Raw genomic sequence first — 14,126 nt, forward strand, 5'->3', positions numbered from 1 at the left:
AGCGAAGTATGACGGTCTGTTTCTGCTTGATCTACTCTACCGCTTCCACCTTCACATGCTTGCCGTTGAACACGGCTGACTCCCTGGCCCGCTTGCCGGCCAGTGCCGCCGCCACCGGCGCGGCAGCCGATACGGCAAAGTAGTCCTGTCCCTCAACCGTGAGCTTGCCGGCGCTGATGCCGAGGTAGAATACGCCCATGCTGGTGTGCACCAGCGCCCCAGGCCGCACGGTGTCGCAGGGCAATTCGGGGTGGATGCGCTGCAGCTCGCCTTGGAGCTGCTGGGCCTGCCGCAGCTGCACGGTGTTCCGGTCTCGCTCGTTCTGGGCCATAGCGCGGCCGGTTTCATATTTGTCGCCGGCGCTGCTCTTGGTTTCGGAGTTGGCCGACTCCTGCGCCGCTTGGATAGCGGCCTGGCAGGCATCAATGCGCTCCTGCACGTAGGCCAGGCAGAGGGCGTGGAGTTGAGGTTTGATCATAGTATCTATTCGAAATCCGCTATCAGTCCTGTTTCAACCCTTTGTAATTTTTAAAGGTAGCTGCCATCAACTCAGCAAACGTGCGGTACCGGTTAGCGCCAGGCATCCAGTTGGCAAAATGCCAAGCCTCCCATTCGCCGTCGTGCTGCACGGCCGGATTCAAAGCCAAAAACCCGGCGTCGCCCCAGTCTGAAATCATGAGCAGCCCCCGAAAATATTCTCTTCGTACCTGTCCGTCTATTTGACTGTCGTCATAGCGGAAGTAATCTTCGTCGGGTATACTTGGGATTAATTCAACGCCTCGCTCCCATAGAGTCACCAGATCAGCATCGGTGTTCACCAACCAATCTACCTCCTGAGTAGGCCGTAGTCGCCAGATGAAATAATCCAAAGGCCCGAACCCATTGGATGCCTGCAAGAACAGCCGGTAAGATGGTGGCAAACTGACTTGCAACCGTTGCTCCAACTCTCGCAACTCTGCTTCTGAAGCACCTATGGCTCCCAGCCAGCCGGCCTGTCGTTGCGCAGGCGTCACCATCTCGGCCAAGTTGCCATCGATAAAATCTGGGTCGGAAAGGATTTCCTGGCTGATTTGCTTGAGCAGTTCCAGCCACTCAGCAGGTATCGTTAGATCCATGTTTTTATTGCCAAATGAATTACCCAACGCCCAACAACCCGTCCGCCAGCGTCCGGTCGTTGCTCAGACGCGGCACTTTGTTCTGGCCGCCGAGCTTGCCCTGGCTTTTCATATAGCGCTGGAACGCGCCGGCCGGCAGCGGCGTGAGCAGCAGCGGGGCCAGAATGTGGCCGGCCAGCAGGTCGTCATAGTAGGTGTTGCGCTGGCGCAGGCCCGCGTCGAGGTCGGCGGCAAAGGCGGCAGGATCGTGGGGCGGGCGGGCGAATTCGATGAGCCACTCGTGGCGGGAAGGGACGGCGGGGTCGTCGCTGACGCGGGGCGCGACGGTGAATTCCACCACGTCCGCTTCGGGGTGCTGGCGCATGGCTTCGCGCAGGGTCTGCTCCACTTCTTCGCCGATGACATGCTCGCCAAAAGCCGACAAGAAGTGCTTGATACGGCCCGACACCACCACCCGAAACGGGTACTTGCTCACAAAGCGCACTGTATCGCCAATAGAGTAGCCCCAAAGGCCGGCATTGCTGGTCAGCACCAGCGCATACTGGCGGTCCAGCTCCACTTCGGCCAGCGTGAGGCGCGGCGGATTGGGCTCGAAAAACCGCTCGGCCGGGACGAATTCGTAGAAGATGCCCGCGTCCAGCAGCAATAGCAGGCCCGGATTGCCGGGCTCGTCCTGAAAAGCCAGGAAGCCCTCGGAAGCCGGAAACAACTCCACACTGTCCACGGGCCGGCCAATCGTATCGAACAGCTTTTTGCGGTAGGGCTCGAAGTTGACGCCGCCGTACACGAACAGGTCAAACCCTGGGAATACCTCCCCCACCGGCCGGCCGGTGCGCGCCACGATTCTATCAAAGTACATCTGCACCCAGGGCGGAATTCCTGAAATCAGGGCCATGGGTGCGTGCAGCGTTTCGTCCACAATCCGGTCGAGCTTGGTTTCCCAGTCCTCGATGATGTTGGTGGCGTAGCTGGGCAGTTGGTTGCGGCGCAGGTAGGCCGGCACATGGTGGTTCACGATGCCCGACAGCCGGCCGGTATGAATGCCACCCACTATTTCCAGTTCCGGCGAGCCCGACAGAAACATCAGCTTACCATCCAGAAACCGGCTTTTGCCGGTGCGGTGCACGTAGTGCAACAGAGCATCCCGGGCCCCATTGATGTGGTTGGGGATACTATCTTTGGTAAGCGGAATGTACTTGGCGCCGGACGTGGTGCCCGAGGTTTTGGCCAGGTAAAGCGGCTTGCCAGGCCAAAGTACGTCGGCCTCGCCCGCCTTCACCCGCTCGAAATACGGCTTCAGCGCCTCGTAGTCGCGCACGGGCACGCGGGCGGCCAGGTCCTGGGCGGTGCGGGCGCCGGCCAGGTTATGGTCATGGCCGAAGGAAGTGCGCGTACCCTGCACCAGCAGTTCGCGCAGCACCTGCTGCTGCGTACCGATGGGGTCCTGCTGCCACTGGGCGTACTGGCGGGCAATGTAGGCGGCCAGCGGCCGGCTCAGAGTGGATTTCAGGCCCATAAACAGTGAGGAAAGAAGGTTAGTGGCGAAAAAAGTCGGTTAACCCACACCAGAATCATTCAAAGGTACACTTCCAACTACTTTTCCTAAGCGGGCAAAATCCATCTTTTTCGGCCGTTTTAGCGTACCAGCTTCACCAACTCAACTATTCACAATCTACCCAACTCCCATGATCAACCAACGTGGCACGGCCGTCTGGAACGGCGACATCAAAGGCGGCGGCGAAATTGCCACCCAAAGCGGCACCGTGAAAGCGCCCTACTCGGTAGGCGCGCGATTTGAAGGCCAGAAAGGCACCAACCCCGAAGAGCTGATTGGCGCGGCCCACGCCGGCTGCTACACCATGTTCCTGACCAGCATTCTGACCAAAGACGGCAAAGCCGTTAAGCAGATCAACACCGAGTCGAAGGTAACGCTCGATACCTCGGGCGAAGTACCGAAGGTGGTGAAAATCAGCCTGACCACCGAAGGCGAAGTAGAAGGCATCTCGCAGGAAGAATTTCAGCAGTACGCCGAGAAAGCCAAGGAAAACTGCCCTATTTCAGTGTTGCTGAAAGCGGTTCCGGAAATGGAGTTGGCCTCGGCTAAGCTGAAGTAAGTTGTCATTCTGAACGTAATGAGGAATCTGGGTTCATCATAAGTAGTTACCCAGATTCCTCGCTGCGCTCGGAATGACAACTTGTGCAAAACCGGCTGCGCCGCGTGCGTTGCCGGTTTTTCGCTTTCTTTGCTTTTTGTTGCGACCATCCTTGCTTTATGCCCACTACTTCTACCCGCATCCGGCTTCAGCCCGCCAACACTTCCCGCATCCCGTTCTGGGGGCAATTGTTCATCGGCTCACTCTGGATTGCCTACACCGTGGCGCTCATCGTCACCGACCAGGGACTTAACGATCTGCACTTTTTGCACTACGTGTTTCTGGTATTCAGCCTGGTGTATGTGGGCTACGTGCTGGTGCACAACGCGCCGGTATTTGGCACGCAGAGCTACCTGGAATTCACGCCCGGCTATATTGTGCATAAGGCTGGTTTGTTTCGGGCCAAGCAGGTAATTGCCGCCGAAAACATCAGCCGGCTGGAACTGGTGCCGCGCCAGGTGCGCGTGCACTCCAAAAACGACGGTACATATGCGCTGAGCTTGCGCGAAGTGCGCGGCCGCAAACGCCGCCGCCTGCTTATGGAGCAGCTGCGCGCCTTTGCCACACAATACCAAATTCCGTTCGTGGAAGGCCCAGCTGTTGCGTAACCCCAACTAGTTGCTCGCATAAAAAAAGGCTTCCTCAGCGGGAAGCCTTTTTTTATGCAGCCGACTCCAGGTTAGCGGCCGGCAAATTTCTTGCGCAGCTCCACAATCTGGCTGCGGAAGCTCTTGTCGGAGTCAATCAAATCCGAAACGGTTTGTACCGAGTGGATGACGGTGCTATGGTCGCGGCCGCCGAAGTGGTGACCGATGCTTTTGAGCGAGTGGCTGGTGTGCTCCTTGGCAAAGTACATGGCCACCTGCCGGGCCGTCACGACCTCCTTTTTGCGGGTCTTGGCTTTCAGCAGATCCAGCGGCACGCTGAAATACTCGGCGCAGGTTTTCTGGATGAAGTCGATGTTGACCTCCGCCTCTACTTCCTCAATGATGTGGCGCAGCGCCTGCTTGGCCATTTCCAGGTCGATTTCGCGGCGGTTGAGGCTGGATTGAGCCACCAGCGAAATCAGCACGCCTTCCAGCTCGCGCACGTTGGTATTCACGGAATGCGCCAGATACTCCACCACCTGCGGCGGAATATCGATGCCATCCTGCTGCATTTTGTTCTGGATGATGGCCATGCGCGTCTCGAAGTCGGGGCTTTGCAGGTCAGCCGTCAGGCCCCACTTGAAGCGGGACAGCAGCCGATCCTCTAGGCCCACCAGGTCGCGCGGCGGGCGGTCCGAGGTCATCACAATCTGCTTGCCAGCCTGGTGCAGGTGGTTGAAGATGTGGAAGAACATTTCCTGCGTCTTGTCCTTGCCCGACAGAAACTGCACGTCGTCGAGAATCAGAATGTCCACCAGCAGGTAGAAATTCGCGAAGTCCTGCACCGCGTTGGCGCGCAGACTCTCAATAAACTGGTTGGTGAACTTCTCGGCCGATACGTACAGCACGAACTTGTCGGAGTTGGAGCTTTTGATGTGGTTGCCGATGGCCTGCACGAGGTGCGTTTTGCCCAAGCCCACGCCGCCATACACCATCAGCGGGTTGAAGCTGGTGGTGCCGGGCTTATTGGCCACGGCGAGGCCCGCCGAGCGCGCCAGCCGGTTGCAGTCGCCCTCGATGTAGTTTTCGAAAGTGTAGCTGCCGTTAAGCTGCGAGTGCAGGTAGTTGCGGTCAATGGCTTTGCTGGCCTCGAAGGGGTTGCGCAGCGTGGTGGCCGACGAAGCCGGCGCTGCCGCCGCGCCCGCCACGTGCCGCGCCGACGACGACATCGGGCCGCTAGCCAAAGCGGCGGCCGGCGTGGCTACGTCGGCGGGGCCGGCGGCTTTGCGGGCGGTGGGCAGGTTGAGAGTGCGGGGTTGATTCTGGCTGTTGCCCTGGTCTACCACAATGCTGTATTCCAGCCGCCCGTCGGGGCCCAACTCCTGGTGAATAGCGCGTTTCAGCTCCTCCACGTAGTGTTCCTCCAGGAATTCGTAGAAATACGTACTCGGCACCTGAATGATGAGCACGTTATTCTGCAGATGCACCGGCATGATGGGCATGAACCACGTTCGGAAGCTCTGCTCACCAATATTCGCTTTGATGACGCGAAGGCAATTGGCCCAGACTGTACGGCAATCCTTCAGCATCAAGCAGTTAGTTACGAAATTCGGTGGTGTCTAGGTAGAATAGCAGAGGCGCGAACGGGCTCCATAGGAGCCCGTTTTTTCCAAAGGGAGACAAAAATGTGGAAAAGTCAGGAGAGAAAAAACCGTTTTGCCCCTTGTATTTGTCCGGCTTTTATCAGGCTGCCTGAATGGGCACTACGGCGGCGGCAGCCACGCTCGGGCGGCGGGTGCCGCGCTCAAACGTGTAGTCGAGGCGGCCGAGGTTGATGCCCGACCAGCCCACCTGGTTGATGAGCGTCTGGTGGCCGTTGGGGCCGGCCACCACGTCGGGCTTCTCCAGGAAAGTATGCGTGTGGCCGCCCAGAATCAGGTCGATGCCGGGGGCGCCGGCGGCCAGCTTGAAGTCGTCAATTTTGGCCGAATCGTACTTGTAGCCCAGGTGCGAGAGGCAAATCACCAGGTCGCACTTTTCGGGGCCGCGCAGCTTAGCCACCATGTCCTTGGCTACCGCAGTCGGGTCGAGGTACTTGGTAGCTCCAAAGTTCTTGTCGGCCACCAGCCCGGCCATTTCAATGCCGATGCCGAACACGCCGATGCGGTGGCCGGCCTTTTCAAACACCTTGTACGGCTGGAATTTGCCGGCCATGATGGTGTCGGTGAAGTCGTAATTGGCAATCAGGAACGGGAAGCCAGCGTGGGGCAGCTGCTTCTGCAGGCCTTCGAGGCCATTGTCGAAGTCGTGGTTGCCGAGGGTGCTGGCGTCGTAGGCCATTTGGGTCATCAGCTTGTACTCCACCTCGCCCTGGAAAAAGTTGAAGTAGGGTGTGCCCTGCCAGATGTCGCCGGAATCGAGGAGCAGCACGTTGGGCTCCTGCGCCCGGATCTGCTTGATGAGCGCGGCCCGGTGGGCCATGCCGCCCATGCCAGCCCACTGCGCGGCATTGGCCGGAAACGGCTCGATGCGCGAGTGCATGTCGTTGGTGTGCAGAATCACCAGGCGGCCGGATTTGGGGTCGGCGGCAGCGGCAGGCAGGCTATGCAAACCCAGCAGACCCAGGCTGGCGGCTCCCAGGCCACTATTTTTCAGAAAGTCGCGACGGTTCACGGTATTGATTTGCTGATGTGTTGATATGTTGATGTGCCACTTTTGAATTGATGAGTCCTGTTATTGCCGTCTGAACGACATCAGCCCATCAACTCATCAGAAACCAGCACATTAAAATTTCACGCGCCCTTCTACTTTGGCCTCTACCGGCTTACCGGCCTTGGTGAGGTCCCGGATATGGTCGATAATGGCATTGCGCAGCAGCACGCCGGTACCGCGGGGCTTGATGGTTTTGAAGAACGTGAGCTGGTCGCCGCCACCGGCCAGGTAGTCGCTGATGGCAATGGTGTAGAGCCGGTCCTGGGCGGGGTTAAAGGGCTGGCCGCCGATGCGGATATCGGTGGGCTTGCCGTCGGGCGTGGCGGTATAGGTGGCACCCGACACGGCCATTTTCACGCGGGCCGCATATGCAAACAGCTGCTGCACCACATCGGCGGGAGCATCCAGAATTACCAACTCATTCTCGAACGGCATCAGCTCGAACACCGAGCCGGTGGTGATAGGGCCGGCCGGTAGCGGTGCACGCAGGCCGCCGTTGGTCATCACGCCCAGGTCCATGGCCTGGCCGGTTTCGCGGGCAGCACGGGTGCGCTGCAAATCCGACACGAAATTGGCCAGCGGCGACTCGCCCGGGTTTTTGGTGATGGCTGCCGGGGCCGTGCCCAGCACGGTGGTCATCTGCTCGGTGACGCGCTGGCGGTAAGGGGCAATGGTGGCGGCGGCCGTGGCGTCGTCGGGCAGGGAGCTGCCTACCGGCTGGGCCGTGGTGGGCGCCAGCTGGGGTTTGGCCACATAGGTGGCGCGCTGACAGGCAGGAAACAGGGCCACAGCCGTCAGCAGGCTAAGCGCAGCCGTCCGGGAACGAAGGAGTTGCATCAGAATCAGGGAAGAAACGGACCGCAAAGATACTCCGCCCGCCCGATTATCCGGCCGGTGCGGGCGTACCGGGGCGCTCCTGATGCAGCCAGTTGGGTTGGCGGCCGGGGCTGGCCCGCATTATTTACCCCGCCTTTCCGGCTTGATGCGGTATCTTTAACCCGCCCGTTCCCTTCCCACTTTCTCAGTGCCTTTGGCTATGTCCGATACGCCGCATTTCGCGCCCGTTACCTTTTCGGAGTTTGAACCTGTCACGACTGCCGCCTGGCAGGCCCGCCTGGAGCGGGACCTGAAAGGCGCCGACCCGGCCACGCTGCGCTGGACCACCCCCGATGGTTTCGTACTGGAACCTTTCTACCACCGCGAAGCGCTGAATGCCCTGCCCGAGCAGCCCGCCCCGCAGCTACGGGCCACTGCCGGCAACCAATGGCGCAATGTGCCTGCCTACCCGGTACCGGCCCTCGACAACGGCCACGATGCCATCCGGCGCGCTGCTGCAGCCCTGGCACGCGGGGCCGAGGGCGCCCACTTCGTGCTGGCCGATGCCGCCGCTTTCGACGTGGAATTTCTGCACGAGCAGCTGCCGCTGGCCGATACGTACATTGGCTACACGCTTACGGCCAGCCCGGCGGCACTGGTGCGCCAGCTGCTGGAAACCGGTACGCCCCTGCTGCGTGGCTTCCTGCAGTTCGACCCCATTGCCAACCACCTGCCCGACTTTCCGGGCCAGCTGCGGGAGCTGCGCGAGGTGCTGCGCCTCACCAAAGGAATGCCCGACTTCCGGGGCCTGACGCTGGACGTGGCGTACTACGGCAACCGCGGCGCCACGGCCTCGCAGCAAATAGCCTTCGGGCTGGCGGCAGCGGCCGGCTACCTCAGCGAGCTGCCCGACGGCACCCTAACCGTGGCGGACGTGGCGGCGGCGCTGCGGATGCACACGGCTATTAACCCCAACTACTTCTTTGAGCTGGCCAAGCTACGGGCGCTGCGCCAGGTATGGGGTACGCTCTGCCACGCCTATGGCCTGCCGCCCGAGGCGGCGCAGGTGCCGATACTGGCCGAAACCGCCTCCTGGAGCCAGACCACCCTCGACTCGCACACCAACCTGCTGCGCGTCACGACTGAGGCCATGAGCGCCGTGCTGGGCGGAGCCGATGTGCTGAGCGTGCGCCCCTTCGATACCTTGTACCAGGAGCCCAACGAGTTTTCAGACCGGCTGGCGCGCAACCTATCGGTGCTGCTGCGCGAGGAGGCCGGCCTGGGTGCCGTGGCCGACCCGGCAGCCGGCTCTTACTACCTTGAAACCCTCACCGACACGCTGGCCCGCGAAGCCTGGACGTTGTTTCAGCAGCTGGAAGCAGAAGGCGGCCTGCCAAGTGCTATCGGCATGGCTATGCAGCAGATGCACCAGGCGGCGCAAGCCCAGTTCCAGCGCATTGCCAACGGCGAGCAGGTGGTGGTGGGTACCAACCGGTTTCAGAACCCGAAAGAGCAGTTCAGCTTCAACCCCAAGAAGCTGCTGCGCAGCCGCGAATTCGACTCGACCCGCGCCACGTATCCGTCGGAGGTGCTGCGGCTGGCTACCAGCCTGCACTTCGAGCGGCGCGAGAAAAAGAAGAAACGCGCCGCCGTGGTGCTGCTGGGCGCGCACACCAACCAGATGATTGTGGAGTCGTTTCTGCGGCTGCTGCCGGCCGAGGAGCGGCCGGAGCTGCGCGAGGCGCACCCGACCGGCACGCTGTCGGTGCTGTTTTCGTCGGCCGAAGAAGCCACGCTGATGTACGCCACGCCCGAGCAGTTCGGCCGCCTCTCGCGCTACCTCTACAAGGTGCCGAGCGACGTGCCCTTCGTGCCCCCGGCCCTGCTCACCGCCGACCTGGCCAACCTGCAGGAGGCAGTGCGCGTGTTCGGCTTTCAGGAATTCACCGTGCAGGGCTATAGCACCGAAGACGTGCTAGCGCGGCTGCAGGGGAAAAGGTGATGTGGTGATTTTGGGTGACAGGTGACAGGTAACAAGTGACACGTAACAGCTAACGGGCTATGAATACCGGGCGACGTAATAAGCCGCACTATGGCTTGGAGTGCTGGCGTCTGGCATTCGAATTTGTGCCGGTAGCTTACGAACTGGCGCGGGCGTTTCCAGCTGAAGAACGGTACGAGTTAGCCTCGCAATTACGCCGCGCTGCTACTTCTGTAACACTCAACATTGCCGAAGGCGCGGGCCGACAATCTGCCGCCGAGTTTACCCGGTTTCTGTTTATTGCCCGTGGCTCAGTTACCGAGCTTGATACCATCCTGCTACTGGCCGAACGGCTTGGCTACCTCACTACTTCGCAAACTGACCTCGCCATTGCATCTTTAGACCGCATAACCGGCCTGCTCACAGGACTCATTAAAAGTCTACAATCCAAGCAATAACCACAGCTCAGCACCATCACAAAATCAGCTATTCCACCTGCCCATCACCTCCTACCTATCCCTATTAGCTACTACCTGTCTCCTATTACCTGTTACCTGTAACGTGTCACCCCAAAAACATGAAACCCGACTTCTCCCAGATAGCCTATAACGACGCCCCGCTGCCTGCTACTCCGGCGGCTGAGGCGGCTACGACTACGCCCGAAGGCATCCAGCTTAAAAGCCACTATACCGCCCACGACGTGCAGCATCTCGACCATCTTGGGTTTGGGGCAGGGCAGGCGCCGTTTCTGCGCGGGCCGTACGCCAGCATGTACGTGCAGAACCCATGGACCATCCGGCAGTACGCGGGCTTCAGCACGGCCGAGGAAAGCAACGCCTTCTACCGCCGCAACCTGGCCGGCGGCCAGAAGGGTTTGAGCGTGGCCTTCGACCTGGCTACGCACCGCGGCTACGATTCCGACCACCCGCGGGTGGTGGGCGACGTGGGCAAGGCCGGCGTGGCCATCGATTCGGTGGAGGACATGAAGATCCTGTTCGACGAAATTCCGCTGGATAAGATGTCGGTGAGCATGACCATGAACGGGGCGGTGCTGCCGGTGCTGGCCTTTTATATCGTGGCGGCCGAGGAGCAGGGTGTTTCACCCGACCAGCTGGCGGGCACCATTCAGAACGACATTCTGAAGGAGTTCATGGTGCGCAACACCTACATCTACCCGCCCCTGCCGAGCATGCGCATCATTGCCGACATCTTCGCCTACACGGCGCGGCACATGCCTAAGTTCAACAGCATCAGCATCAGCGGCTACCACATGCAGGAAGCCGGCGCCACCGCCGACATCGAGCTGGCCTATACCTTGGCCGACGGCTTGGAGTACGTGCGCGCCGGTTTAGCCGCGGGCATGACTATCGACCAGTTTGCGCCCCGCCTGAGCTTTTTCTGGGCCATTGGCATGAACCACTTCATGGAAATTGCTAAGCTGCGCGCCGGCCGGATGCTGTGGGCCAAGCTCCTGAAGCAGTTCGAGCCGCAGAACCCCAAGAGCCTGGCTTTGCGCACGCACTGCCAGACGTCGGGCTACTCGCTCACCGAACAGGACCCGTTCAACAACGTGGCCCGCACCGCCGTGGAGGCCCTGGCCGCGGCCTTGGGCGGCACCCAAAGCCTGCACACCAACGCCCTCGACGAGGCCATTGCCCTGCCCACCGACTTCTCGGCCCGCATTGCCCGCAACACCCAGCTCTACCTGCAGCACGAAACCGACATTACCCGCGTGGTAGACCCCTGGGGCGGCTCCTACTATGTGGAAACCCTCACGCACGAGCTGGCCAACAAGGCCTGGGCGCTGATGCAGGAAGTGGAAGAGCTGGGCGGCATGGCCAAGGCCATCGAAACCGGCCTGCCCAAGATGCGCATCGAGGAAGCCGCGGCCCGCAAGCAGGCCCGCATCGACTCGGGCAAGGAAATCATTGTAGGCGTGAACAAGTACCGCCCCAATAAGGAGCAGCAGCTCGACGTACTCGACATCGACAACGACGCCGTGCGCGAGTCGCAGATTGCGCGCCTAAAAACCATCCGCGCCACCCGCGACAATGCCGCCGTGCAAGCGGCCCTGGAGGCCCTCACGGAAGCCGCCCGCACTGGCGCCGACAACCTGTTGGCTCTGGCCGTAATGGCCGCCCGCCACCGCGCCACGCTGGGCGAGATTTCCGATGCCCTGGAGAAAGTGTACGGCCGCCACCAGGCCACCATTCGCGCCATTTCGGGCGTGTATTCTGCCGAGATGGACTACGACGAGGAGTTTGCCAAGGCCCGCGCCGCCGCCGATGCCTTTGCCGTGAAGGAAGGCCGCCGCCCCCGCATGATGGTGGCCAAAATGGGCCAGGACGGCCACGACCGGGGCGCCAAAATCATTGCCACGTCATTCGCCGACGTGGGCTTCGACGTGGACATTGCGCCGCTGTTCCAAACCCCCGACGAGGTAGCCCGCCAAGCGGCCGAAAACGACGTGCACGTAGTGGGCGTGAGCAGCCTCGCCGCCGGCCACAAAACCCTGATTCCGCAGCTGCTCCACGACCTCAAGAAGCTCGGCCGCGACGATATCCTCGTCATTGCCGGCGGCGTTATTCCCGCCCAGGACTACGGCTTCCTCTACAACGCCGGCGTGGCCGGCGTCTACGGCCCTGGCACCGTCATTGCCGTGGCGGCACAGGAGATTCTGGAGAAGCTGAGTTTAAATGCATGACAAAACCAGCATTATTCCTCATTTTTTCTTTGATATGCTTGAGTGCGCAAGCACAACGACGGGGCGTGTATAATGATTTAGCAACTGCCCTTCACCAGCCTGATAAAGTGCGCGTCCTCGATTTACGCGGGCAAAACTTGGATAGCCTTCCAGGTTCATTGGCTAGACTTCAAAATGTTGAAGCCATTTTGTTGGGCATGAAATTGCGCAATCTGTGGCTCTATCCTCGCGCCTGGAAATATGAACTTAATCTTAAATACCGACCAGCGGGAGGATATCTCCATATGCAGGGGCGAGGTGGTGGTGAATATTTCCGCTTTAACCGTTTTAAAACTCCACCGATTGACTTTTGCCTGTTTCCTAAACTCCGGGTTTTAAACGTTAGTGGAGCAGGTTATTTTTCTATGGCAGATACAGTAGCCAGTCGCATGGCAAGGTGTCGCCCAGAAATTATTGTACTTGGAGGCACCGTTCGCCACAAGGATACCGCTCCTGACATTAATACTATAGGGCACCCTGACAAGTATCGTGAAGCTAAAAACTATTTACGCCCCTTTAAAATAAAGGGGTTTAAAGCTAGAAGGTGATTCAACCGAAGCGAATTATTTTGTCTTTCATGTACATCTCCCCCACCGACCAACTCGACGCCGACATTGACTACTTCGCCACCGACGAGGCCGGGCATATCCTGCACGTCGCGTCAGGTGGCGGGGTGCTGCCGGGGTCGGTGGCGGCGGATGAGGCGGCGCTGCTGGAGCTGCACCAGTATTTCCTGACGCTGCCGGAGCCGACAGCGGGCGGGGTGCAGGCCACCACCGACGCAGCTAATGGCGGCCACACCGGTGCCGCCCGCTACGCTCGGCGCGGTTTGTTCTCCTTCGCCAAAACCAACCTCCACGACCACCACGACCCGCGCTACTACCTCGTGGCCCGGCCGCTGCAGCCGCTCACGGTGGCCGAGCTGCCCCCGCCGCTGGCCACGCTGCTGCGCCGAACCCAACTGCCAGGTTTTGTAGCCCAGCAAACCACTTTCGATGTTTCGAATATTCAGTAATGCACCCTGGCCCGCTTAGCAGCGGGCCGGTTTTGGTTGCGGTGGTTTCATTAGAGACCATAACTACAGCTGGTTCCCCTCCTTGGAGAATATCGCGCATCAAGCGAGGGTGGGCTAGGGGTGGCTGACAATAGTTGAACAACTATTGTCAGCCACCCCTCTCCTTTTTCGGAGAGAGGGTTAGGGGTGAGGCGAATACAGCTAGAGCATCTGATAAGCTATTTTCGCCACTCACTTCATCCTTCCCCATGCCTTCCACCACGCAGCTCCAGTTTCTCGGCCACGCCAGTTTCCGCATCACCACGCCGGAAGGCCAGGTCATCCTGCTCGACCCCTGGCTGAGCGACAATCCGTTTGTACCGGAAACCCTACGCCACCCGGAGCGCGCCGACCTGGTGCTCGTCACCCACGGACACGGCGACCATATGGACGCCCAGTTGCTGGCGCTACTGGCCCGCACCAGCGCGGTGCTGGCGGCTCCCGCCCCGGTGCGCTTCTATCTGCACGGGCTCGGCCTGCCACAGGAGCAGGCCGAGCCCATGAACGTGGGTGGCAGCATAGCAGTGGCTGGCCTGCAGCTCACCATGACCCGCGCCCAGCACACCGCCCACATCGACCTGCCCGACGGCAGCACCACCGCCCCGCACGAAAGCGTGGGCTACGTGCTGCGCTTCTCCGACAACACCGTGCTCTACGCCGCCGGCGACACCGGCATCTTCAGCGACATGCGCCTGCTGGCCGACCTCTACCAGCCTACTGTGGCGCTGCTGCCCATTGGAGGGCGCTACACCATGGGCCCGCTGGAAGCAGCTCACGCCGCCCGGCTACTGCGCGTGCCGCACGTCGTGCCATTTCACTATGGCACCTACCCAGTGCTTACGGGCACTCCTGAGCAGCTTCGCGCCCACCTCACCCCTGCTGATGGCGTGGTGGTGCACGCGCTGGAAGCTGGGGATACGCTGGCGTTAGGCAGATAAAAGACCGTCATGCTTCGCTCCGCTCTG

At 60.6% G+C, this 14,126-nt stretch carries 14 protein-coding genes; 8 read left to right on the forward strand and 6 right to left on the reverse strand.

Going from position 1 to position 14,126, the window contains the following annotated elements:
• Positions 1-31 precede the first annotated feature (31 nt).
• Genes H8B14_RS01100 through H8B14_RS01110 form a run of 3 tightly spaced genes read right to left on the reverse strand, consistent with a single transcriptional unit; the run spans position 32 to position 2,631 of the window.
• Positions 32-478 (reverse strand): 3-oxoacyl-ACP synthase, encoded by a 447-nt coding sequence (locus H8B14_RS01100; RefSeq protein WP_187313788.1) that lies wholly within the window; start codon positions 476-478, stop codon positions 32-34.
• Between the two features lie 22 nt (positions 479-500).
• The gene (locus H8B14_RS01105; RefSeq protein WP_187313789.1) at positions 501-1,115 is read right to left on the reverse strand and encodes an SMI1/KNR4 family protein; all 615 of its coding nucleotides are present in this window, start codon (positions 1,113-1,115) and stop codon (positions 501-503) included.
• A 19-nt stretch (positions 1,116-1,134) separates the two neighbouring features.
• On the reverse strand, positions 1,135-2,631 hold the full coding sequence (locus H8B14_RS01110; RefSeq protein WP_187313790.1) for a GH3 family domain-containing protein: 1,497 nt from the start codon (positions 2,629-2,631) through the stop codon (positions 1,135-1,137).
• Positions 2,632-2,800: 169 nt separating this feature from the next.
• Here H8B14_RS01110 and H8B14_RS01115 point away from each other — a divergent pair, with 169 nt between their 5' ends.
• Together H8B14_RS01115 and H8B14_RS01120 are read left to right on the forward strand one after the other, a co-directional pair.
• Positions 2,801-3,229, forward strand: coding sequence for an OsmC family peroxiredoxin (locus H8B14_RS01115; RefSeq protein ID WP_222840522.1), 429 nt, complete (start codon positions 2,801-2,803; stop codon positions 3,227-3,229).
• Positions 3,230-3,387: 158 nt separating this feature from the next.
• A complete protein-coding gene (locus tag H8B14_RS01120) occupies positions 3,388-3,876 on the forward strand; it encodes a hypothetical protein (protein WP_187313791.1) in 489 nt (162 codons plus the stop codon).
• A 71-nt stretch (positions 3,877-3,947) separates the two neighbouring features.
• Here H8B14_RS01120 and dnaA read toward each other — a convergent pair whose 3' ends face one another.
• The 3 genes from dnaA to H8B14_RS01135 all read right to left on the reverse strand — a co-directional run bounded on the left by dnaA (position 3,948) and on the right by H8B14_RS01135 (position 7,404).
• Positions 3,948-5,444 (reverse strand): chromosomal replication initiator protein DnaA, encoded by a 1,497-nt coding sequence (gene dnaA / locus H8B14_RS01125; RefSeq protein ID WP_187313792.1) that lies wholly within the window; start codon positions 5,442-5,444, stop codon positions 3,948-3,950.
• 154 nt (positions 5,445-5,598) lie between these two features.
• Entirely contained in the window at positions 5,599-6,528 is a 930-nt protein-coding gene (locus H8B14_RS01130; RefSeq protein ID WP_187313793.1) for a bifunctional metallophosphatase/5'-nucleotidase, read from the reverse strand.
• A gap of 111 nt (positions 6,529-6,639) precedes the next feature.
• A complete protein-coding gene (locus tag H8B14_RS01135; RefSeq protein WP_187313794.1) occupies positions 6,640-7,404 on the reverse strand; it encodes a 5'-nucleotidase C-terminal domain-containing protein in 765 nt (254 codons plus the stop codon).
• A 199-nt stretch (positions 7,405-7,603) separates the two neighbouring features.
• Between H8B14_RS01135 and H8B14_RS01140 the strand changes: the two genes are divergently transcribed.
• The 6 genes from H8B14_RS01140 (at position 7,604) to H8B14_RS01165 (ending at position 14,099) form a co-directional block, all read left to right on the forward strand.
• Entirely contained in the window at positions 7,604-9,385 is a 1,782-nt protein-coding gene (locus H8B14_RS01140) for a methylmalonyl-CoA mutase family protein (protein WP_187313795.1), read from the forward strand.
• Between the two features lie 59 nt (positions 9,386-9,444).
• Positions 9,445-9,822, forward strand: coding sequence for a four helix bundle protein (locus tag H8B14_RS01145; protein WP_187313796.1), 378 nt, complete (start codon positions 9,445-9,447; stop codon positions 9,820-9,822).
• 119 nt (positions 9,823-9,941) lie between these two features.
• Positions 9,942-12,068, forward strand: a complete 2,127-nt coding sequence (gene scpA, locus H8B14_RS01150) for a methylmalonyl-CoA mutase (RefSeq protein WP_187313797.1) — start codon at positions 9,942-9,944, stop codon at positions 12,066-12,068.
• A complete protein-coding gene (locus tag H8B14_RS01155; protein WP_187313798.1) occupies positions 12,065-12,655 on the forward strand; it encodes a leucine-rich repeat domain-containing protein in 591 nt (196 codons plus the stop codon). The genes scpA and H8B14_RS01155 overlap by 4 nt, the downstream gene beginning before the upstream one ends.
• A gap of 29 nt (positions 12,656-12,684) precedes the next feature.
• On the forward strand, positions 12,685-13,122 hold the full coding sequence (locus tag H8B14_RS01160; RefSeq protein WP_187313799.1) for a hypothetical protein: 438 nt from the start codon (positions 12,685-12,687) through the stop codon (positions 13,120-13,122).
• A gap of 248 nt (positions 13,123-13,370) precedes the next feature.
• On the forward strand, positions 13,371-14,099 hold the full coding sequence (locus H8B14_RS01165) for a metal-dependent hydrolase (RefSeq protein ID WP_187313800.1): 729 nt from the start codon (positions 13,371-13,373) through the stop codon (positions 14,097-14,099).
• The last annotated feature ends 27 nt before the right edge of the window (positions 14,100-14,126 follow it).

The organism is Hymenobacter puniceus, assembly GCF_014333525.1.
Taxonomy (GTDB): domain Bacteria; phylum Bacteroidota; class Bacteroidia; order Cytophagales; family Hymenobacteraceae; genus Hymenobacter.